Annotated in this window: 21 protein-coding genes; 7 read left to right on the top strand and 14 right to left on the bottom strand. The window is 72.5% G+C overall.

Going from position 1 to position 21,126, the window contains the following annotated elements:
- Positions 1–9: 9 nt before the first annotated feature.
- From ABGB11_RS02525 to ABGB11_RS02495, 7 genes are read right to left on the bottom strand one after another with little or no spacing between them, the layout of a single operon-like run.
- On the bottom strand, positions 10–852 hold the full coding sequence (locus ABGB11_RS02525) for a MaoC/PaaZ C-terminal domain-containing protein (protein WP_347628311.1): 843 nt from the start codon (positions 850–852) through the stop codon (positions 10–12).
- The gene (locus ABGB11_RS02520; protein ID WP_347628309.1) at positions 849–2,024 is read right to left on the bottom strand and encodes a lipid-transfer protein; all 1,176 of its coding nucleotides are present in this window, start codon (positions 2,022–2,024) and stop codon (positions 849–851) included. The genes ABGB11_RS02525 and ABGB11_RS02520 overlap by 4 nt, the downstream gene beginning before the upstream one ends.
- Positions 2,021–2,467 carry a MaoC family dehydratase gene (locus tag ABGB11_RS02515; RefSeq protein WP_347628307.1) on the bottom strand — a complete coding sequence of 149 codons (447 nt, stop codon included), beginning with the start codon at positions 2,465–2,467 and terminating at the stop codon, positions 2,021–2,023. The genes ABGB11_RS02520 and ABGB11_RS02515 overlap by 4 nt, the downstream gene beginning before the upstream one ends.
- The gene (locus tag ABGB11_RS02510; protein ID WP_347628305.1) at positions 2,464–3,540 is read right to left on the bottom strand and encodes an acyl-CoA dehydrogenase family protein; all 1,077 of its coding nucleotides are present in this window, start codon (positions 3,538–3,540) and stop codon (positions 2,464–2,466) included. Before ABGB11_RS02510 ends, ABGB11_RS02515 begins: the two co-directional genes overlap by 4 nt.
- A complete protein-coding gene (locus ABGB11_RS02505; RefSeq protein ID WP_347628303.1) occupies positions 3,540–4,472 on the bottom strand; it encodes a MaoC family dehydratase N-terminal domain-containing protein in 933 nt (310 codons plus the stop codon). Before ABGB11_RS02505 ends, ABGB11_RS02510 begins: the two co-directional genes overlap by 1 nt.
- A complete protein-coding gene (locus ABGB11_RS02500; RefSeq protein WP_347628301.1) occupies positions 4,469–5,632 on the bottom strand; it encodes an acyl-CoA dehydrogenase family protein in 1,164 nt (387 codons plus the stop codon). Before ABGB11_RS02500 ends, ABGB11_RS02505 begins: the two co-directional genes overlap by 4 nt.
- A gap of 34 nt (positions 5,633–5,666) precedes the next feature.
- Entirely contained in the window at positions 5,667–7,322 is a 1,656-nt protein-coding gene (locus tag ABGB11_RS02495; RefSeq protein WP_347628299.1) for an AMP-binding protein, read from the bottom strand.
- Between the two features lie 136 nt (positions 7,323–7,458).
- On the opposite strand from ABGB11_RS02495, the gene ABGB11_RS02490 reads away from it, so the two are divergent.
- A complete protein-coding gene (locus tag ABGB11_RS02490) occupies positions 7,459–9,060 on the top strand; it encodes an AMP-binding protein (protein ID WP_347628297.1) in 1,602 nt (533 codons plus the stop codon).
- Positions 9,061–9,211: 151 nt separating this feature from the next.
- Here ABGB11_RS02490 and ABGB11_RS02485 read toward each other — a convergent pair whose 3' ends face one another.
- The gene (locus ABGB11_RS02485) at positions 9,212–10,021 is read right to left on the bottom strand and encodes an NAD(P)H-binding protein (protein WP_347628295.1); all 810 of its coding nucleotides are present in this window, start codon (positions 10,019–10,021) and stop codon (positions 9,212–9,214) included.
- Between the two features lie 141 nt (positions 10,022–10,162).
- Here ABGB11_RS02485 and ABGB11_RS02480 point away from each other — a divergent pair, with 141 nt between their 5' ends.
- From ABGB11_RS02480 to ABGB11_RS02470, 3 genes are all read left to right on the top strand, one after another.
- The gene (locus ABGB11_RS02480) at positions 10,163–10,930 is read left to right on the top strand and encodes an SDR family oxidoreductase (protein WP_347628293.1); all 768 of its coding nucleotides are present in this window, start codon (positions 10,163–10,165) and stop codon (positions 10,928–10,930) included.
- A 95-nt stretch (positions 10,931–11,025) separates the two neighbouring features.
- On the top strand, positions 11,026–11,958 hold the full coding sequence (locus ABGB11_RS02475) for an NAD(P)-dependent oxidoreductase (protein WP_347628291.1): 933 nt from the start codon (positions 11,026–11,028) through the stop codon (positions 11,956–11,958).
- Complete coding sequence (locus tag ABGB11_RS02470) at positions 11,955–12,902, top strand: RNA polymerase sigma-70 factor (RefSeq protein WP_347628289.1); 948 nt, start codon at positions 11,955–11,957, stop codon at positions 12,900–12,902. The genes ABGB11_RS02475 and ABGB11_RS02470 overlap by 4 nt, the downstream gene beginning before the upstream one ends.
- On the opposite strand, the gene ABGB11_RS02465 is transcribed toward ABGB11_RS02470, so the two are convergent.
- The 3 genes from ABGB11_RS02465 to ABGB11_RS02455 form a co-directional block, all read right to left on the bottom strand.
- Positions 12,859–13,218: a Type 1 glutamine amidotransferase-like domain-containing protein gene (locus tag ABGB11_RS02465; RefSeq protein WP_347628287.1), complete on the bottom strand. Its 360-nt coding sequence runs from the start codon at positions 13,216–13,218 to the stop codon at positions 12,859–12,861. The two genes, ABGB11_RS02470 and ABGB11_RS02465, sit on opposite strands and share 44 nt — an antisense overlap.
- Positions 13,219–13,523: 305 nt before the next feature.
- Positions 13,524–13,712 (bottom strand): DUF397 domain-containing protein, encoded by a 189-nt coding sequence (locus tag ABGB11_RS02460; protein ID WP_347628285.1) that lies wholly within the window; start codon positions 13,710–13,712, stop codon positions 13,524–13,526.
- A complete protein-coding gene (locus ABGB11_RS02455; RefSeq protein WP_347628283.1) occupies positions 13,709–14,518 on the bottom strand; it encodes a helix-turn-helix transcriptional regulator in 810 nt (269 codons plus the stop codon). The genes ABGB11_RS02460 and ABGB11_RS02455 overlap by 4 nt, the downstream gene beginning before the upstream one ends.
- Before the next feature lie 114 nt (positions 14,519–14,632).
- Here ABGB11_RS02455 and ABGB11_RS02450 point away from each other — a divergent pair, with 114 nt between their 5' ends.
- Positions 14,633–15,082 (top strand): ATP-binding protein, encoded by a 450-nt coding sequence (locus ABGB11_RS02450; protein WP_347628282.1) that lies wholly within the window; start codon positions 14,633–14,635, stop codon positions 15,080–15,082.
- 11 nt (positions 15,083–15,093) lie between these two features.
- On the opposite strand, the gene ABGB11_RS02445 is transcribed toward ABGB11_RS02450, so the two are convergent.
- Positions 15,094–16,206: an epoxide hydrolase family protein gene (locus tag ABGB11_RS02445; RefSeq protein WP_347628551.1), complete on the bottom strand. Its 1,113-nt coding sequence runs from the start codon at positions 16,204–16,206 to the stop codon at positions 15,094–15,096.
- A gap of 33 nt (positions 16,207–16,239) precedes the next feature.
- Positions 16,240–17,658 (bottom strand): AAA family ATPase, encoded by a 1,419-nt coding sequence (locus tag ABGB11_RS02440; protein ID WP_347628280.1) that lies wholly within the window; start codon positions 17,656–17,658, stop codon positions 16,240–16,242.
- Between the two features lie 145 nt (positions 17,659–17,803).
- On the opposite strand from ABGB11_RS02440, the gene ABGB11_RS02435 reads away from it, so the two are divergent.
- Positions 17,804–18,724 (top strand): 3-oxoacyl-ACP reductase, encoded by a 921-nt coding sequence (locus ABGB11_RS02435; RefSeq protein ID WP_347628278.1) that lies wholly within the window; start codon positions 17,804–17,806, stop codon positions 18,722–18,724.
- A gap of 25 nt (positions 18,725–18,749) precedes the next feature.
- Here ABGB11_RS02435 and ABGB11_RS02430 read toward each other — a convergent pair whose 3' ends face one another.
- On the bottom strand, positions 18,750–19,364 hold the full coding sequence (locus ABGB11_RS02430) for a TetR family transcriptional regulator (protein ID WP_347628276.1): 615 nt from the start codon (positions 19,362–19,364) through the stop codon (positions 18,750–18,752).
- Positions 19,365–19,532: 168 nt separating this feature from the next.
- Between ABGB11_RS02430 and ABGB11_RS02425 the strand changes: the two genes are divergently transcribed.
- Positions 19,533–21,038 (top strand): FAD-dependent oxidoreductase, encoded by a 1,506-nt coding sequence (locus ABGB11_RS02425; RefSeq protein WP_347628274.1) that lies wholly within the window; start codon positions 19,533–19,535, stop codon positions 21,036–21,038.
- Positions 21,039–21,126: the final 88 nt, after the last annotated feature.

Raw genomic sequence — 21,126 nt, 5'->3', positions numbered from 1 at the left:
GGCGGCGGGTCAGGCGAAGCGGGCGCGGCCGGCGGACAGGACCGTCGTGCCGTCCACGGCCGCCTCGAACAGGACGCCTCCGCCGTCCTGCCAGGTCTCCAGGTGGAGTTCGTCTCCGGGGAAGACCGGGGCGGCGAACCGGCCCTCCAGCTCCCGCAGCTCGGCCGGGTGGACGCCGTGGGACTCCGCCAGCGGCAGGGTGACCGCCCCGAGGGTGCACAGGCCGTGCATGACGGGGCGCGGCATCCCGGCGATCTTCGCCGCCTCCGGGTCGATGTGCAGGTGGTGGCGGTCGCCGAGCAGCCGGTAGAGGGCCGCCTGGTTCGGGGATGTCCGCAGGGTCGCGGCACCGTCCGGGGCCTGCTCGGGACGGCGTCGCGCCGACGGCCCGCGCTCGCCGCCGAAGCCGCCGCGCCCGGGCGCGAACAGCGACCAGACGGCCTCGAAGTACTCGCTCTCGACCGCGAGGTCGAAGACGGCCGCCGACCCCTTGTCCCAGACGTCGGCGACGCGGGCGGTCATCTCGACGGCCCCCGAGCGCGGCAGCGGCTTCAGGACGCGGAGGCGCTGCGTCCCGTGAATCGTCGTCCGGACATCGAACGCGCCGGCCGAGCCCAGGGCGTCCGGAGCCCACTGAGCGAGCGTCAGCGCGAACGTCGGCAGGACCCGGAGCCGCTCCTCGAAGACCAGGTCGAGGTCGGTGGCGCGTGCGCCGACCGCGAGGGCGTAGAGCATCGGCTGGGTGTCGTCGTACGCGACCGTCCTCGTCCCGAGCTCCCGGCCGCGCCATTCGCCCGCGCTCCCTGTGGGGGGACGACCCCCCACACCCCCCGACTCACTCCGCTCGGTCATTGGTCGGCTCCCAAGATCAGCCCGCTGGTCGGGACGCCGGTTCCGGCGGTGACGAGCACGTTGTGGACGTCGCCCGGCTGGTTCACCGACGTCCCGCGGACGAGCCGGACGCCCTCCGCGATGCCGTTCATGCCGTGGATGTACGCCTCCCCGAGCTGGCCCCCGTGGGTGTTGAACGGGAGCCGTCCGCCGAGCTCCAGGTTGCCGTCCGCGACGAAGTCCTTGCCCTCGCCCTTGGCGCAGAAGCCCAGCTCTTCGAGCTGCGGCAGCACCAGCGGCGTGAAGTGGTCGTAGAGGATCGCGGCCTGGACGTCGGCCGGGGTGAGCCGCGACTGGGCGTAGAGCTGCCGCCCGACCAGGCCCATCTCCGGGATGCCGGTGATCTCGGAGCGGTAGTAGCTGGTCATCATGTGCTGGTCGTTGCCGGACCCCTGGGCCGCGCCCCAGATCACGGCCGGAGGCTGCGGGAGGTCGCGGGCGCGTTCGGCCGACACGACGACGAGGGCCTGGCCGCCGTCGCTCTCCTGGCAGCAGTCCAGCAGGCGGAGGGGCTCGGCGATCCAGCGGGACGCCTGGTGGTCCTCCAGCGTGATCGGGCGCTCGTAGAACCACGCGGCCGGGTTGCCCGCCGCGTGCCTGCGGTCGACGACGGCGATCCGGCCGAAGTCCTCGCTGGTCGCGCCGTACTCGTACATGTAGCGGCGGGCGAACATCGCGACCCACTGGGCGGGGGTCGAGAGCCCGAACGGGTTCATCCAGGCGTAGGCGGCGCTGTCGGCGCTGACGTCCATCGGACGGTCCGCCTGGCCGAGGCCGTAGCGGGTGCCGGAGCGCTCGTTGAACGCCCGGTAGCAGACGACGACGTCGGCGACGCCGGTCGCGACGGCCAGCGCGGCCTGCTGGACGGTGCCGCAGGCGGCGCCGCCGCCGTGCCCGATCCGGGAGAAGAACGTCAGCTCGCCGATGCCGAGGTTCCGGGCGATGTGGATCTCGGAACTGGTGTCGGCGGTGAACGTCACCATGCCGTCCACGTCGGACGGCTGGAGGCCCGCGTCGGTGATGGCGGCCAGCACCGCCTCGCAGGCCAGCCGCAGCTCGCTGCGGCCGGACTCCTTGGAGAACTCGGTGGCGCCGATCCCGGCGATCGCCGCCGCCCCTGGCAGCACGCTCATGCCCCGCTCCCCCGCGTCGCGACGGCGGGCAGCTCGACCACGACCGTGCCGGTGACGTGCGGGCCGAGCGCGTTGACGCCGCGCACCGCGATCTCGACGCGGCGTTCCTCGGCGTGCTTGGCCGCGACGGTGCCGGTCAGGACCATCGTGTCGCCCGGGTAGTTCGGCGCGCCCAATCTGATCTTGATGGCCTTCACCACGGCGGCCGGCCCGGCCCAGCCGGTGACGAACCGGTCGACGAGCCCGTTCGTGGTGAGGATGTTCATGAAGATGTCCCGGGAGCCGCGCTCGACCGCGAGCGCCGGGTCGTGGTGGACGTCCTGGTAGTCGCGGCTCGCCAGCGCGGTCGCGACGATCATCGTGCGGGTCAGCGGGATGCTCAGCTCGGGGAGCTCCTCGCCGACCGCCACGTCTTCGAAGAGCTTCACAGTGCTCGTGCTCATAGGGCGGCTCCCAGCAGTTCCAGGTCGGACGACGCGCCGCCGAGCGTCCCGGAGATCTGCTTGCCCCACAGGAAGTGGCGGTGCACCGGGTAGTCGACGTCCACGCCGATGCCGCCGTGCAGGTGCTGGACGCGGTGGACGACGTTCAGCCCGCCCTCGTCCGACCACCACTTGGCGACCAGGACGGCCGTCCCGGCGTCCTCCCCGGCGGCGATGAGCGAGAGCGCGTGCATGAGGCAGACGCGCAGCGCGTCGATCTCGATGTAGCAGTCGGCGAGCTGGTGCTGCACGGCCTGGAAGGCGGCGAGCGGGCGGCCGAACTGCTCGCGGCCGGCGAGGTACTCGGCGGCGATGCGCAGCGCACCGTCGGCCACGCCGAGCTGGAGGGCGGCGAGCGAGACGCGGGTGAGCCTCAGCGCCTCGCCGAGCGCGCCGGGGCCGAGGGCCTGCGCGGGTGCCCCGTCGAGCGTCAGGTGGCCCGCGGCGTCGCGGCCGGTGGTCTCGGCGCGCTCCCAGGACGCCCCGGCGGCGGAGGTCTCGGCCAGGAACAGGCCCGGACCGTCCGGGGACGAGGCCGACACCAGGACGTGCCGGGCGCCGAACGGTGTCGGGACGGCGGCCTTCGTGCCGGTCAGCCGCCAGCCGCCGCCGTCGCGGACGGCGACGCAGCCGGGCCCGGCGGGATCCGCGGCACCGAACTCCTCCAGCGCGACGGTCGGCCGGGCCGTCCCGTCCAGGACGTCCGGCACCATCTCCCGCTGGGCGTCCGTTCCGTGCGAGGCGATCGTCAGCGCGGCCACGACGGCGGGCCAGATCGGGACGGGCGCGACGGTGCGGCCCTGCTCCTCCAGCAGGACGGCCAGGCCCGCCGCCCCGAGCCCGGCCCCGCCGAGCGGCTCCGGCAGCGCGACGCCCAGCAGGCCGGTCTCGCCGAGCTCCCTCCACAGATCCTCGTCGAACCCGTCTTCGGACTCCTCGGCGGCCTTGATCCGCGCCTGGGTGGCCCGGTCGGTGAAGACCCGGCGGGCCAGGTCCCTGACCGCCTCCAGCTCCTCGCCCAACGTGAAGTCCATCAGCGCTCCTTGGTGCCGGCCGGGCGGAACGCCGGCAGCGACAGGTCGGGGTCCGGGTCGATCCAGTCGAGGACGACGGGCATGCCGACCTCGACGTCCTCCGGCGCGACCCCGGTCATGTTCGTGATCAGCCGGGTGCCCTCGGCCAGCTCGATCACCGCGACGACCAGCGGGTAGTCGAACGCCGGGTGGCGCGGATGGTGGTTGACCACGTAGCTGTGGACGTGGCCCTCGCCCGACGCCTCCACGGTGTCCCACGCGAACGAGCCGCACTGCGGGCAACACGGACCGGGCGGGTGCCGCAGCGACTTGCAGTCGGCGCAGCGCTGGATCACGAGCCGGTGCTCGCGGGCCGCCTCGAACCAGAACGCGTTGTCGGGGTTGACCGCCGGGCGCGGGCGCAGGGCCTTCGGGGCCGGCTTCTCCGCCGGGCGGAACCGCAGGATGCGCCACCGCTGCGTCGCGACGACCTCGCCGGACGCGTCCCGGTACGTCTTGACCGTGCTGACGAACCGTCCCTCGCCGAGCGCGGTCTTCTTCTCCGGGGAGATCGACTCGACGGTCTCCTCGACGCTGACGCGGTCGCCCGGCACCAGCTCGCGGTGGAACTCGAACTCCGAGTCGGTGGCGACGACGGAGGTGTACCCGCCCTCGGCGAGCAGGTCGGTCAGCTCGTCCGGCCCCGCCGGGTCGTCGCGGACGGACGCCGCGTAGCCGCGCATCGTCCACGCCTGCATCATCGACGCGGGCGCGACGATGCCCTCGCGGCCGGTGGCCCGCGCGGCGGCGTCGTCCAGGTAGACGGGGTTGGCGTCGTCCATCGCCTCGACCCAGTGCCGGATCATCGGGACGTTCACCGGGTCCGGCGCGGCCCGCCGGACGCCCAGGGAACGCCCGACCCAGGCCTGGAGCCGCTCCTCGTACTCGCTCATGACCGCCTCGACCTCGGCAGGCCCAGCCCCTGGACGGCGACCATGTCGCGCAGCACCTCGTTGACGCCGCCGCCGAACGTGTTCACGATGCCCTGCCGGGACAGCTGCTCGATCTGCCCGTACAGCACCGCGCCCGGCGACTCCGGGCGGATCCTCCCGGCCGCGCCGAGGACGCCGGTCAGCGTCCGCTGGACGGCGATGTGCGTCTCGGTCCCGTAGGACTTGGCTGCCCCGGCCTGGGCGCCCGTCAGCAGCCCCGCCTCGACGGCCATCGTCATCTTCCAGTTCATCAGCCGCATCGCCTCCAGCCGCGCGTAGGTGCGGGCGAGGTCGGCGCGCACCCAGGGCAGGTCGATCACGCCGTTCTCGCGGGCCCAGTCGCGGACGTCCTCCCACAGCCGGATCATCCGGCCGCCGAGCGCGGCGAGCCCGATGCGCTCGTGGTTGAGCTGGGTGGTGATCAGGCGCCACCCGCCGTCGACGTCGCCGACGACCGATGACGCCGGCACCCGGACGCCGTGGTAGTACGTCGAAGTGACGATCATGCCGCCGACCGTCTGGATCGGGCTCCAGGAGAACCCGTCGGCGTCGGTCGGGACGATCAGGATCGAGATGCCCTTGTGCTTGGGCGCGTCCGGGTTCGTCCGGGCGGCGAGCCAGATGTGGTCGGCGGTGTTGGCGCCGCTGGTGAAGACCTTGCTGCCGTCGATGACGAACGCGTCGCCGTCCCGGACGGCCTTCGTGCGCAGCGAGGCGAGGTCCGTCCCGGCGTCGGGCTCGGTGTAGCCGATCGCGAAGACGATGTCGCCGGACAGGATGCCGGGCAGGAACCGCTTCTTCTGCTCGTCCGTCCCGAACCGCATCAGCGTGGGGCCGACCGTGTTGACCGTGACGAACGGGAACGGCAGCCCGGCCCGCTGCACCTCGTCGAAGAACACGTACTGCTCGGCGATCGACCTGCCCTGCCCGCCGTACTCCACGGGCCAGCCGTAGCCGAGCCAGCCGTCGTTGCCGAGCATCTTGACGATCTCGCGGAACCGGTCGCCGCCGACGCCCTGCTCTCCGGCACGGCGCCGGACGTCCGGGGGCAGCAGGTCCGCGAAGTACGCCCTCAGCTCCGCGCGCAGCTCGCGATGCGCCGCGGACTCACGCAGATTCATTCTTGGCCTTTCCTGTCACGGGAGGAACCGCCTGTCAGGGGAGGAAGCGGCGGCGGCCCGCGGCGGCGAACTCCGCGCGGAGCGCCTCCTTGTCCGCCTCGGTCATCGGGACGTACTCGGGCGTTCCCCGCCCCGCCCACCAGAACACGGGGTCGCGGGTGCGCCAGCCGTCGAGCCGGAGTTCCCTTCTCTTGAGCTTCCCGGAGCCGGTCGTCGGCAGCGCGTGCGAGACGCGCACGAAGCGCGGCGCGCCCTTGGTGCCGAGGTCGTCCTGGGCGGCGAGGAAGGCGGCGAAGTCCAGGTCCTCGAACCGGACGCCGGGCGGGACCTCGATCGTGGCCATCACCTGGTCGCCGGAGCGCGGGTCGGGGACGCCGAACGCGACCGCGTCCACGATCTTCGGGTGGCGCCGGACGACGTTCTGGGTGAGCAGCGCCGAGATGTTCTCCGAGTCGACGCGGATCCAGTCGCCGGAGCGCCCGCCGAAGTAGAGGAACCCGTCCGCGTCGACGTAACCGAGGTCGCCCGTCCAGTACCAGCCGTGCCTGACGCGCTCGGCGTCCGCCTCGGGGTTCTTGTAGTAGCCCTCGAACTTCGCGGCGCCGTGCACGTCGACGATCTCACCGACCGCCGCCTCGGCGTTGGTGACGCGGCCGTGCTCGTCCAGGATCGCGGGGGCGCACGTCTCGCGGGTCTCCGGGTGCACGACGCGGACGCCGTCGTGCGCGGGGTGTCCGAGTGCGGCCGGCGGCGTCCCGGCCACCCGCCGGATCATGCCCGCGCTCTCGCTGGAGCCGTAGCCCTCCATCAGCGTCGCGCCGAAGCGGCGCCGGAAGGCGGCCTTGTCCTCGGGGGACGCCTCCGTGCCGAACCCGTGCGTGAGCGTGTTGTCGCCGTCGTCCGGGCGCTCCGGCGTGGCGAGGATGTAGCCGATCGCCTTGCCGACATAGGTGAAGAACGTCGCGCCGTAGAAGCGGACGTCCAGCAGGAACCCGGAGGCGGAGAAACTCTCCGCCAGGACGACGGTCGCACCTACGGCGAGGGACGGTGCCCACAGCGCCATGAGCGCGTTGCCGTGGAACAGCGGCATCGGGCAGTAGCAGACGTCGTCGCGCTTGATGTCGTACTTGGCGCTGTTGTCGCGGCCCAGCTCGGCGAGCCGCCCCTGCGAGCAGCGCGCCGCCTTCGACGCCCCGGTCGTCCCGGACGTGAACAGCAGGAGGATCTGCGTCAGCGGAGTGATCGACGGGTCGTGCTCCGGCTCGCGGGCATGGGCCGCGACCCTCGCCTCGTAGCCGTCCTCGTCGATCAGGAGGAACCGGTCGCGCGGGACGCCGATGTCCAGGCCGTCCAGCAGCTTCAACCCGGCGCGGTCGGTGACGACGAGCTGGAGGTCGGTGTGCCGGACCTCCTGCTCCAGGTACGCGCCGGTGCGGGTCGGGTTGATGCCGACGATCGTCGCGCCGCTCAGCGCCGCCGCCCCGAGCCACAGGACGTACTCGGGGACGTTCTCCAGCAGCACGCCGATGTGGAACGGTCCGTCCCGGCGCAGCTCGCGGGCCAGGGACGCGCGCGCGGCGCTCTCCCTGACGACCTCGTCCCATGTCCAGGACCGGTCGCGGCCGCGCAGGCCGGGGCGGGCGTCTCCCAGCCTCGCCAGCAGCATCGCCGCGATCGTCTCGTCTCGCACTCCCGCTCCCTCCGCGGTCCCGACGTTAACCAGCGGGCCGGGCGGGCACCTCGGGCCGTCCCGGTGAGCGGAATTCCCAGGTGACGCCGTGGTGCGGCGGCTGAGAATGAGCCCGGCGGCGAGGAGGAGGGGTCCGATGGAGATCATCCGGAAGCTGACCGGTCCCGGGGGCGCGTTCGAGCTGCGGGAGGAGGACGTGCTCGGCGCGCGGGTCCCCGTGTTCGCCAACCGCGCCCGCAGCCTCGGCGAGGTCCTCGCCCGGTCGGCCGGGTTCGGCGACCGGGACTACATCGTCACCGCGTCCCGCCGGCTGAGCTTCGCCGAACACGCCGCGGCCGTCGCGTCCATGGCCAGGGCGTTGCGGGACGATCTCGGCGTCCGCCCCGGCGACCGCATCGCGATCGACGCGGCGAACAGCCCCGAGTGGATCGTGGCGTTCTGGGCGGCGATCGCCGCCGGGGCCGTCGCGGTCGGCTACAACGCCTGGTGGGCGCCGCGCGAGATCGAGTACGCCCTCGGGCACACCGACCCGAAGGTCGTCATCGCCGACGAGAAGCGGGCCGCCCTCATCTCCGAGGACGTGCTGACCATCGAGAAGGACGTCCCGTCGCTGGCGGGGCGCTACCCCGGCGCCGTTCTGGACATCCCCGAGGTCGCCGAGGACGACCCGGCCGTCATCCTCTACACCAGCGGCACGTCGGGGCGCCCGAAGGGGGCCGTCCACTCGCACCGGAACCTCACCTCGGTGATCGAGTACCACCGGTTCAACGACGCCGTCCTGCGGGCGTACGGCGACGACCCGTCCGCGCGGCGCTACCTGCTCGCGCTGCCGCTGTTCCACATCGCGCGCCTGCACAACCTGGCCGTCCCGCGGCTCGCCACCGGCACCGCCGTGGTCATGCACGAGGGCGGCTTCGACGTGGACTCCGTCCTCGCCCTCATCGAGAAGGAGCGCGTGACGAACTGGGGCGCCGTCCCGACCATGGCGCGGCGGATCGTCGAGCACGGCGGCGCCGGGAAGTACGACCTGGCGTCCCTCACCGCGTTCGCGCTGGCCACGGCCCCGTCCTCGCCCGCGTTCAAGGCGCGGCTCCAGGCCGCCTTCCCGCCCGCGAAGGGCGGCATGGTCGACAGCTACGGGCTCACCGAGTCGTGCACCGCCATCACCACCGCCACGCCCGCCGACCTGGCGGAGGACCCCGGGACGCTGGGCCGCCCGATCATCGGCGTCGAGGTGGAGATCCGCGACGCCGGCGGCGCGCCGGTCCCGGACGGGGTCGAGGGCGAGGTCTGCGCCCGCAGCGCCTACACCATGGTCGGCTACTGGCGCGATCCCGAGGCCACCGCCCGCGCGCTCGACGCGGACCGCCGGCTGCGCACCGGCGACATCGGCCTGGTCGAGAACGGCCGGCTGCGGCTCACCGCCCGCCGCTCCGACCTGATCATCCGCGGCGGGGAGAACGTCTACCCGGCCGAGGTCGAGAACGTCCTCGCCGAGTACCCGGGCCTGCGCGAGTGCATCGTCATCGGCGTCCCGCACCCCGACCTCGGCCAGGAGGCCGCGGCCGTCGCCGTCTTCGCCGGCCCGGCGCCGGCCGCCGAGGACCTCGCGGCCTTCGCCCGGCAACGGCTCGCCTACTTCAAGGTCCCGAGCCGCTGGCACATCACCGCAGACCCGCTCCCCCGCAACGCCACCGGCAAGGTCCTGCGCGACCGGGTCGAGGCCTGGATCACTTGACCCGACTGTCGGGGTTCCCGGCTGGCTCCCGCCAATTCTTCGCCCACCTGTACAGGGGGACGCTTCGGGACGTTCCCCGACACCGGTTCGGGCATCTCCCGCGAGTCCTGCTCGAACCCCGAGGGCTGGACGGCCTGACGCCGATCCGCCTCTACCGGCCGGTGGACGCCGCGGCCGGGGCGGGCTCGCCGGCCTCGCGTCCCACCCGTTCGGCCAGGAAGTCCTCCCAGGTGCGGGTGCCGTGGTCGGCGCCGTCGAGCGCCAGGTTGTCACCGGCCCGGTAGGCGCGGCCCGCCTTGCCCGGGATGCGGACGGGCAGCATCGGACGCCGCCGCCCGCCGCGCGCCTCCAGGTATCCGCGGACGAGCTCGCCCAGCCCGTAGATCCGCGGCCCGGCCAGGTCGGGGACGCGTCCGGCCGGCGCGCCGAGCGCCAGTCCCACGAGCCGTTCCGCGACGTCGCGCGCGTCGACGGGCTGGAAGCGCAGCCCGCCCGGCTTCGGGACGACCGGCAGCTTCGCCATGCTCCGCACCACCTTCAACACCAGGTCCTGGAACTGGGCGGCGCGCAGGATCGTGTACGGCACCCCGGAGCCGATCACGGCCTCCTCCACGTCCGCCTGCGACTTGAGCCAGGCCAGCGGCACCCGGTCGGCGCCGATGACCGAGATGAGCAACACGTGCTTCACGTCCGCCTGTGACACGGCCCGCATCAGGTTCCGGGCGGCCACCTCGTCGCCCTTGTTGCCGCCCGCCAGATGGACGACGGTCTCCACCCCGTCCACAGCAGCGGCGATGCCCTCGTCGTTCACCAGGTCACCGGTCACGTACTCGATGCCGGCGGCGGGCTCGCGCCTGCGCCTGCTGAGCACCCGCAGGTCCCGCCCCGCCGCCCGAAGCAGTGGGACGACGTGGCTCCCGAGCGTTCCCGTACCACCGGTGACCAAAATCGATGCCGTCATGTCTCCCTCTCATCGCGTTCTGCCCCAAGGACGGAAGCACCGCCCGGAAAGTGACATGTCACCGGCGGGCGGGCTGTCTCGTCTCGGGTCGCGTCATCGGGTTCCGCGAGGGGCCTGCATTCTCGACACGGAGGAGCGACCATGAACGAGCAGCCGACGGACCGGAAGGTCGCGCTGGTCACCGGAGCGAACAAGGGGATCGGCCGCGGGGCCGCCGAGCAGCTCGCCGCGCTGGGCATGACGGTCCTGGTCGGCGCCAGGGACCCGCGGCGCGGCGAGGAGGCCGCCGCGGCGCTGCGCGCGGCGGGCGGCGACGTGCACGCGATCGTCCTGGACGTCACCGACCGGGCCACCGTCCAGGAGGCCGCGCGGTGGATCGAGGAGCGCTTCGGCCGCCTCGACGTCCTGGTCAACAACGCCGGCATCACCGGCTCCGGGCAGGTCTCGCCCGAGGACGCCCACGACCAGGTGCCGAGCACCGTCGACCTGGACATGGTCCGGGCGGTGTTCGAGACCAACGTCTTCGGGGTGATCGCGGTGACCAACGCCATGCTGCCGCTGCTGCGGCGGGCGCCGGCGGCCCGCGTCGTCAACGTCAGCAGTCACGCCGCGTCGATGACCCTCTTCAGCGACCCGGACGGCCCCATGTCGGCGCTGCTGCCGTCGGCGGCGTACTCGCCGTCCAAGAGCGCGCTGAACGCCCTCACCGTCCAGTACGCCAACGAGCTGCGCAAGGACGGCGTCCTCGTCAACGCCGCCGCCCCCGGGTTCGTGGACACCGACAGCAACAACCACACCGGGTTCCTCACGGTCGCGGAGGGCGCCAAGGTCCTGGTGCGGCTGGCCACGCTGGGTGCGGACGGCCCGACCGCCGGGTACTTCAGCGAGGAGGGCCCGCTCCCCTGGTGAGGGCTCCCCCCGGCCACCTCGTGCGGATGTCACAGGTGGCCGGGCTGCCTCGTCTCGGGTCTGACAGCACATTCCCGGCCAGGAGGAGGATGGTCATGCGGGTCTTCGTAGCGGGCGGGACCGGCGTCCTCGGGCGGCGGCTGGTGCCACTGCTCGTGGAGCGCGGCCACGAGGTGACCGCCACCACGACGAGCGCGGCCAAGCTAGACGCGGCGGCGCGGCTCGGCGCCGAGGGCGTCGTGATGGACGGGCTGGACGCGGCGTCGGTCGGCGAGGCCGTCGCCAAGGCGCGGCCGGACGTCATCGTCCACCAGATGACCGCGATCTCGGTCGCCCACGCGGGCAAGGCCGACATGAAGCACATGGACCGGTGGTTCGCGGGCACCAACCGGCTCCGCACCGAGGGGACCGATCACCTGTTGGCCGCGGCGGACGCGACCGGCGTGACGCGCTTCGTCGCGCAGGCCTACGCGTCCTGGAACGGCATCCGCGAGGGCGGCTGGGTGAAGACCGAGGAGGACCCGCTGGACCCGATGGCGGGGACGCCGGCGCAGCCCGGGATGGCGGCGCTCGCCCACGTCGAGGACGCGGTCACCCGGGCGGGCGGCACCGTCCTGCGGTACGGCTGGTTCTACGGGCCGGGCGCCACCGACGACCTGGTCGAGCCCGTCCGCAAGCGGCAGTTCCCGATCGTCGGGGGCGGCGCCGGCCACTGCTCGTTCATCCACCTGGACGACGCGGCGCTCGCGACCGTCCTCGCCGTGGAGAAGCAGGCGACCGGTGTCTTCAACATCGTCGACGACGAGCCCGCCCCGGTGAACGAGTGGCTGCCCTACCTCGCCGAGTGCGCGGGCGCGAAGAAGCCGCTGCGGGTCCCCGCCTGGCTGGCCCGCCCCCTGGCCGGGGACGTCGCCGTCACGATGATGACCGAGGGACGCGGCTTCTCCAACGCCAAGGCCAGGGCCGAGCTCGGCTGGGAGCCGCGCTACGCGTCCTGGCGGCAGGGCTTCAAGGAAGAGCTCGCGTGAGCAAGGTCGAGGAGTTCCAGGAACTGCGGCCCCTGCTGTTCTCGATCGCCTACCGGATCCTCGGCAGCGTGAGCGAGGCCGAGGACGCGGTCCAGGAGACCTGGCTGCGCTACGAGACGTCCTCGGCCCGTCCCGCCTCGGCCAAGGCGTACCTGTCGGCCACCGTGAGCCGGATCGCGATCGACGTGCTGCGCTCGGCCCGCGTGCGGCGGGAGCGGTACGTCGGGCCGTGGTTCCCCGAGCCGCTGCTGTCCGACCCCTACGAGGACCCGCAGCGCTCGGCGGAACTCGCGGACTCGCTGTCGATGGCGGCGCTGCTGCTGCTCGAACGGCTCACCCCGCTCGAACGCGCGGTGTTCGTGCTGCGGGAGGTGTTCGGCTTCGGCTTCCCCGAGGTCGCCTCCGCCGTGGGCCGCTCGGAGGCCGCGTGCCGCCAGCTCGCGGTCCGCGCGCGCCGCCACATGGACGCGGGGCGCTCCCGGTTCGAGGCCGGCCGCGCCGAACGCGACGAGCTCGCCGGACGGTTCCTCGACGCCTTCCGCGACGGGGACGTCGACGGGCTCGCCGCGCTCCTCGCCGCCGACGTCCGGATGGTCGGCGACAATGGCGGCAAGGCCCCGCAGTGGGCGGACGCCTTCGCCGGCGCCGGGAACGTGACCCGGGTGCTCGCCGCGCTCGTCCCGCTGTTCGCCCGGATCGAGGCGCGGGTGGAGCCGCACCGGGTCAACGGGCAGCCCGGCGCGATCTTCCGCGACCGGGACGGCAGGATCCTGAGCACCTGGGCCTTCGACGTCCTCGACGGTCAGATCCAGACGATCCGCACGGTAACCAACCCGGACAAGCTCGGCCACCTGGGCCCGGTCGGCGACGCCTGGGCCTCCTTCCACGAGGCGACCAATCTCACGGGGACCCCACCACCTCGAAGCGGGCCCCGCCGACCGTGACGGCCTGATCATCATTGATCGACACCACCGGCCACCCACCCTGCCCGGCCAACCGGTCATGGCGTTCTGCACGCCCTCGATTGCGATGAGGCAGCACGACGAAAGGAACAAGACCGAGCCCGGCAGTGGAGGCGACGGCCCCAAGATCATCCACGTCGCGCAGCATCCGCAGATCCGGTCCTACCAGAGCCGCCCCAGCCGAAATGCCGACGTAAGCCAGAGCCCCACCGCCAACGGCGTCCACGGCGATGCGGTCGAATCCGCTGCCGCGAACATGTTGCAACAAGAACATGGGATACCCGCCGGCGACGAGCACCGCCTAAGCCCTCCCCAGGGCCCGCTGGACGTCTTCAGCCACGGCCCGTTCGAGATCGAGGTATTCGACCCCCAGCCCCTCGGCCCTGAGCGGGTCGGCGAGGGCATCAACGAACGGAGCGGACGGCAGCGGATTAGCCGCCGTGGGAATCAACACCGCCCGCCGAGGCATGGCGGGCAGCGCCTCCAGCCAGGCGGGCAAGGCTCCCAACCCCGCAGACCCCAAGAACAATCGGCGCCCCGCTCGCTCCATAGCCCACCTCCCCAGAGGCGACGAAGCGCCCTGGACCACGTGGCCCCAGCGACTCAGAACGCCCTGCCGCCGCGCTTCACCCGACCCACCAGCACCGCGAACGCCTCCCGGCTGAGGACGACGTGACCGAACTGGGGCGCCTTGCTGTCTCGAACGCCGATCGCGTTAGGGAGAACGGCCAGCTCAACGCATTCTTCGGTGCCACCTGCACCGCTGTGGCTGCTCTTGCGCCACGTTGTCATACGCGCATCCTCGCAATCCAGTCGCGGGACTGGTCCTCGTTCCAGGCACGTGCCGCGATCCGCTCGAAGCGTACAGCCACACGCGCCGCCTCTGTTTGATCATCAATGATCCGGCCGACTTTGAGGTTCGTCCCTGCGAATGCCGCCCGCAGGCCATTCCGCAACTCGAAATAGCTGAACCCGCCATCCACTCCAATGTGCGGAAGCGCACTTTCCGGAATCACCCGGATCGAGACGTATCTGAGGTCCATGAGCTTGAGCAGGAGGTCGCGCTGCTCCTCCATCACACCCGCGTCTCCCATAGGGCGGAGCGCGGCCTCATCGAGGACGGCCCAGATCGCAGAGCCGCGGGCGAGCATGGCCTCTTGGTGCTTCATCCGTTTCGTTACCGCCGCTTCAACGTCGTCCACCAGTTGGGCGTCGTGTCCCGCCGCCAGCAGAGCCCGCGAGTAGCTCTCCGCCTGGAAGGGCATCGGAATGACGTTGTTGTAGAAGAACCTCAGCGTTTCGGCCTCCCGCTGGTACTTGCGGAGCTTCTCGGGCCAATTGGGGTCGACGCCGAGCTTGGCGTAGCGCAACAAGATCGCGAATAGGCCCCCTGTGTCCCATGCCTTGTCAAGCGCGCAGCACTCTCGCTCGTCGAGTTGCCGGGTGCCGCCCTCATACTTGGAAACTTGACTCTTCGTGCACCCGATGATGTCGCCGACCTGAGTCTGGGTCATCCTGCGCTTGAGGCGCAGAAACCGCAGGTAGTAGGCCATGAGCGAGGAGAGTGACATCTCCGGGTCCGGCGACGCGTTGACCATGATCGAACACTCCCTCGCCCTCGCCCGGAGTTGCCAATGTGTCCAGCAACGGTGACAAGTTAAACCCGCCGCCGCAGTGTTGTCCCGGGAATTCGAAAGAGAAAGGAGGAACCCGTGGGGATTAATGCCTTGAATTCGGGCGAACTGGATATGTCGTTTCTGGCGGCGCGGTCGACGGCTGGACTGGTGCGGACGCTGGTGGAGTTCCGGCTTTGCGAATGGGGGCTCACGCGTATCGCCGGTGACGTTCGGCAGGTGGCCGGCGAATTGGTCGCCAACGCGGCGGAGAGCACGCCGGGCAGGGAGATCCGGGTCAGGTTCACCCGGGAGCCACGAGCCGTGACGATCGCGGTGTGGGACGCGTCCGACGCCATGCCGGTGGCGCAGCCGATCGTCGAACTGGTCCTGGACGACCTCGTCCCGGACGCGCGGGCGCTCGAACCCGGTCACGACGCCGGGATGCGCGGACGTGGCCTACCGATCGTCCAGGCGCTCTCCGCGGATTGCGGAGTCACCAGGACCGACCCCTGCGGAAAGTGGGTCTGGGCGAAAGTGGCGTTCTGACAGTGCGGTGGTCAGCGGAGCGGGCGGAAGAAGGCTGCTAGGTCGTGGGCGAGGAGGTCGGGTTCCTCGTGGGCGGCGAAGTGGCCGCCCCGGGGCATGACCGTGTACCAGGTGATGTTGTAGGTGCGTTCGGCCCAACTGCGGGGCGGCTGGGCGAGGTCGGCCGGGAACAGGGCAAGAGCCGTGGGCACGGTCACCTTCTCCACGCGGCGCGTCAAGCCCCGGTTGTACTCGTAGTAGGGGCGGAAGGACGTCCCGATGGTGCGGGTGAACCAGTAAAGGGACGCCTGCGTGAGGACGAAGTCGTCGCTGAACCGGGACGACAGGTCGCCTCCGCAGTCGCTCCACGCGCGGTACTTCTCCACGATCCAGGCGAGCAGACCGGTCGGTGAGTCGTCCAGCCCGTAGCTCAGAGTGACGGGCCGCGTGCTCTGTTCGTGCTGGTAGCCGCCCTCTTCGGCGCTCCACGCCGCGCGGGAGGCGAGGTACGCCTGCTCCTCCGGCGTGAGGCCGCCGGCGTCGTACGCCGGTGGGTCGGCCACCGCCAGCACGTGGATGCCGACCAGGGCTTCGGGGTGGGCCTCGCCGAGGCGGGAGCTGATTCCGGCGCCCAGGTCCCCGCCATGAGCGGCGTAGCGTTCGAAGCCGAGTTCGTCGTGCATCAGCCGGTGCCACAGGTGGTGCGTCTGCTGCGCCTCACCGAAGGAGGGCCGCTGCGGCGAGAACGCGAAACCGGGCAGCGACGGGACTATGACGGTGAACGCGTCGGCCGCGTCGCCTCCGTACCGCGAGGGTGCGGCCAGTCGGCGGGCCAGGCCGACCAGTTCGAGGATGGAGCTGGGCCATCCGTGTGTCAGGACGATCGGCAGGGCGCCGGCCCTCTCTCCGTCGAAGCGGAGATAGTGGACCGGTGTGCCGTCGATGTCCGCGTACCGGGACGGGAGCGCGTTGATGGCGGCTTCATAGACGCGCCAGTCGTAGCCGTTGGCCCAGTAGTCCGTCAAGCGGCGCAGTTCGCCTGCGTCGGTGCCTGCGTCCCATCCTGGTGTGGGCCATGCCGCCGGCCACCGTGTGCGGAGCAGTCGTGAGCGAAGGTCGTCCAGTTCGGCGTCGGTGACGGTGATCGCGGGCGCGGGCGTGAGGGGGGGTGTGCATGATCATCCCTTCCAGGCGGCGATGACGTCCTCTGGGGTCCAGAGGAGGTCGAGGCCGTCGGTGTTCGCACCGGAGAGGGAGACGGCGGCGAGGGCGGTCGTCGCCGGGTCCAGGCCGGGGACGTGGACGGCGGCGCGGCGGAGGGCGGCCAGGTCGTGGGAGTCGAACGGCGTGCCGAGCCATTTGATCGAGCCGGCGAACAGGACGCGGTTCGCCACGGGGGCGCGGTCCGCGCCGATCAGGTCGACCTCCGGGTCGAACCGGCGGTTCCACCAGCCGCCGACCGCCTCGACGTCCGGCCAGGGCAGGTCCGCCCGCTCCATGGCCTGGCGGACGAGGGGTTCGACGGCCCGGCCGCGCCAGGACGTCCAGCGGCGCTCGATGAGACGGAAGCCCGCTTCGGGGCGGCCCCGGCGGGCCTGCTCGTGGGCCGCGCGCAGGGCCGCCAGGTAGAGGCGCAGGTTGCTGTCGGTGATCCGGTAGAGGGCGGGCTTGCCCGGCCTGGTGGACAGCGGCTCGTCCACCGCGAGGACGTTCTTCTCGGTGGTGAGGCGGCGGAGGAGGGGCGAGAGGGTGCCCGAGGGGAGGGCGGCGTCGCGGTTGCCGGCGGTCGCCGCGATGTTGGCGTGGGTGCGGTCGCCGGACCCGATCGCCTCCAGGACGCGGCGGGAGATGTCGGGGTTCGGGAACTCGGCCAGCAGGGACGCCTCCGGGACGCTGAACAGCGCGGCGGCCGGGTCGGCGCACTCGGCTCTCAGGAAGTCCAGCGCGGGCGTGCCGTGGGGCCACGTCCGGACGATGCCGGGGAGGCCGCCGGACACCAGGTGCGCGTCGACGGCGCCGGCGGCGTCCAGCCCGAGGGCCTCGCCCGTGTCGGCCGGGTTCAGCGGGCCGAGGACGAGGGTGTCGGCGCGCCCGTAGAAGGGCCGGTCGTAGGCGGTGAGCCGCTCCATCATGTGGAGGTCGCTGCCCAGGAGCAGGAGGAGGACGGGCTTGGACGACAGGAGCCGGTCCCACGCGGTCTGGAGCGCGCCGTCGAAGACGGGGTCCTGCTCGGCCAGCCAGGGCAGCTCGTCCAGGACGACGATGGACGGCGTGCCCGGGAGCGCCGTGGCCAGGACGCGGAAGGCGTCCGGCCAGCTGCCGTTCTCCAGGAGCGGGACGAGCTCCGGGTCGTCGGGCAGCGCCGACTCCTTCAGGTCGCGCAGGAAGGCGGCCACCGCCTCGATGGGCGAGGCGCCCTTGGTGGCCGTGGAGAAGACGTAGGGCACGGCCGCGCGGTCGCAGAACTCCTGGACGAGCCGGGACTTGCCCACCTGGCGGCGGCCCCGCAGCGCGACCGCCGTGCCCGTCCCCGTGGTGGTGACGCGCTCAAGGCGCTTGGCCAGGAGCGCCAGCTCCGTCTTTCTGCCGATGAACACCGTGACTCCACTCTATGTAGATCACATCTACATAGATCCAGCCTACATTGCTAGGCCGTGCCCGCTCAGCGGGACGTGAGCGGAAGCGGCCTGGAGGCCGGTACTAGCGTCCGGCGTGCCATCTGACACCGACACGGAGGCCTCGATGAGCGCTGACCTCTCCCTGGCGGGCCGCACCGCCGTCGTCACCGGCGCGGGCGCCGGGCTGGGCCGCGCGGAGGCCCTCGCCCTGGCCGCGCTCGGTGCCCGCGTCGTCGTCAACGACATGGGACCGGCCGCCGGCGAGGTCGCCGCCGAGATCAAGAAGGCGGGCGGCGAGGCGGTCGCGGTCACCGGGGACGTCGGCGACTGGTCGATGGGCGACGCGCTGGTGTCCGCCGCCGTCGACACCTTCGGCTCCCTGGACGTCCTCGTGAACAACGCGGGCGTGCTGCGCGACAAGATGCTGTTCAACCTGTCCGAAGCAGACTGGGACGACGTCATCCACGTTCACCTGAAGGGGCACGCCGCGGTGTCCCGCGCGGCGGCGGTGCACTGGCGCGCGGCGAGCAAGGCCGCGGGCGGGCCGGTCTACGGACGGGTCATCAACACCGCGTCCGAGGCGTTCCTGTTCGGGCCCGCGGGGCAGCCGAACTACGCGGCGGCGAAGGCGGGCATCGTCGCGCTCACGCTGTCGACCGCGGCGGGCCTCGGCCGGTACGGGGTCCGCGCCAACGCGATCTGCCCCCGCGCCCGGACCGCGATGACCGAGGCGACGTTCGCCGAGGGCACCTCCCCCGGCGGCCTGGACGTCCTCGCACCCGAGCGGGTCGGGACGTTCGTCGGCTACCTCGCGTCCCCCGCGTCCGAGAAGATCAGCGGGCAGGTGTTCGTCGTCTACGGCGACATGGTCGCGCTGATGGCCGCGCCGGAGGTGGAGCGGAAGTTCACCGCGGCGGACGGCGTCTTCTCCGCCGAGGAGTTCGGCGAGCAGATCACGCCGTACTTCGAGGGACGGGACGCGCGCCGGACCTACGCCGCCTACAGCGTCGCCGCGCTCGACGACACCGGTACCAGCAAGCACTGACGCCCGGGGCGGGCACCCGTCCCGGTCACCGCGCGGCGTTCGAGCGGGGGGCGAGGAGGAGGCGGCAGGCCAGCCGGATGTCGCCCTCGATGTCCGCCATGGACGCGCGGCCGTTCAGGCTCGACTGGAGCACCCCGTACCAGCACTGCATCACGAGCCGGACGAGGGTGACGTCCTGCGCGGTCGGCACCTCGATGCCCACGGCCCGCAGCAGGATCTCGCGGAACGCGGTGTCGATGCGGACCGTCTCGGCGACGGTCGCGGCGTGCGCGGTGTTCGACGCGTGCAGCATCGACGCCGACAGGACCGGCTGGGCCATCAGATGCCGGCTGGCCTGCACGAGCAGGTCGGCGACGGCGTCCTCGGGGGCGGTGCCGGGCGCGGGCACGGTGACCTGCGCGCGGAGCCGCTCGACCTGCGCGGCCATCACCCCGGTGAACAGGTGGATCTTGGACGGGAAGTACCGGTACAGGGTGCCGATCGCGACCCCCGCCGCCTTCGCCACCTCGTGCATCTGCACGCGTTCGAGGGACTTCTCGGCGCCGATGCGGGTCGCGGCGCGGAGGATGCGCTGCCGCCGGTCGTGCTGCTCGGGTGAGCTGGGCTCGGCGGACAGCCTGGCCGCTGCGATCCTCGCCACGGTCCTCCCTCCGGTCCTGGTGGCGGCCCCGCCACCAGGAACAATATCCAGAGTCGCGGCCGCCCCCGCGATGCGCGATACCGGTCAGTGGGACGGTTCGGCCCGGGTCCCGGCGGGCGCGCCTACGGTGTGGCCGCGCCGAGATCCCGAGGCCGGAGGGGACGTCACGTGGGAACACCCGGGTGGGACGACGAGTATGACGTGGTGGTCGCCGGGTCGGGCGCCGGCGCGATGGCCGGGGCGCTGACCGCCGCCTCGACCGGGCTGCGAACCGCCGTCCTTGAGAAGACGGGCATGCTCGGCGGGACGTCCGCGTACTCGGGCTCGGCGATCTGGCTGCCCGGGACGCGCGTGCAGCAGCGGGCGGGCATCGGCGACTCGGCCGAGGCGGCGCGCGCCTACCTGCGGGCCCTGCTCGGCGACGGCGCCGCCGCGCACCGGGAGGCGTTCCTGGAGACGGCGCCCGAGCTGGTGGACTTCCTGGAGGACGACCCGGCGATCGAATTCGAGTTCCGGCCGTTCCCCGACTACTTCGACGCGCCGGGACGGCTGGACATGGGCCGCTCGTTCGTCCCGCTCGACCTGCCCGTGGAGCGGCTCGGGGAGCGGGCGGGGCTCGTCCGCCCGCCGGTCGACCGCGACAGGACGGGACGCGGGCACTCGTCCAGGCCGATGGCGCAGGGGCGCGCGCTGATCGGGCGGCTGCTGCTGGCGCTCACCGCGACCGGGAACGCGGACGTCCGCACCCGGACCCCGCTGACCGGGCTGATCATGGAGGGCGGCCGGGCCGCCGGTGTGGAGGCCGGCGGGCTCAGGCTGCGCGCGGCGCGCGGCGTGCTCCTGGCCGCCGGCGGATTCGAGTCCTCGGCCGCGCTGCGGGCCGGGCGCGGCGTCCCGGGCGACGCGCGGTGGACGATGGCCCCGGACGGCGCGAACACGGGCGACGCGATCGAGGCCGCCGTCCGGGCCGGCGCGTCCACCGGCCTGCTGGACCAGGCGTGGTTCTGCCCCGGCCTCCTCACCCCGGACGGGCGGCCCGCGTTCACGCTCGGGTTCCGGGGCGGGCTGATCGTGGACGGGTCGGGACGCCGGTTCGCCAACGAGTCCCTCCCGTACGACCGGATGGGGCGGCGGATGGGCGCGTCCGAGGGCCCCTTCCACCTGATCTTCGACTCGCGGACGCGCGGCCTTCCGGCGCTCTCCGTCCCGCCACTGGCGGCGGAGGAGCAGCTGGCGTCAGGCGCGTGGATCCAGGCAGGCACGCTGGACGAGCTGGCCGCGAAGACCAGGCTCCCGGCGGACGCGCTCACCAGGACGGTCGAGCGGTTCAACGGGTTCGCCCAGAAGGGCGTGGACGGGGACTTCCACCGCGGCGAGGACCCCTACGACCTGTACTTCACCGGCGGCAAGCCCTGCCTCGTCGCCGTCGGCGAGCCGCCGTACGTCGCGGCGGAGATCGTCCTGAGCGACCTCGGGACCAAGGGCGGGCTGCGCACCGACCCCGACGGCCGCGCACTGGACGGCGCGGACCGTCCCATCCCGGGGCTCTACGCCGCCGGGAACACCAGCGCCTCGTTCACCGGGCCCGTCTATCCGGGGCCGGGCATCCCGATCGGATCGGCGATCGCCTTCGCCTTCCGCGCCGTCCAGGACATGAGACGCCGGGGCGCCTGACCTGCGCGTGTGTCCCGTCCACATGGGCCGGGGCGGGCGCATAGGCGCTGGTCACCTTGCCGTGCCGGGGCGATTGGGCGACGGTGTG

This window comes from Actinomadura sp. B10D3 (assembly GCF_039871695.1).
GTDB classification, from domain to species: Bacteria; Actinomycetota; Actinomycetes; order Streptosporangiales; family Streptosporangiaceae; genus Spirillospora; species Spirillospora madurae.
Note: the sequence above shows the minus strand (reverse complement) of the source record. Positions and strands in the feature narration are given on the sequence as shown.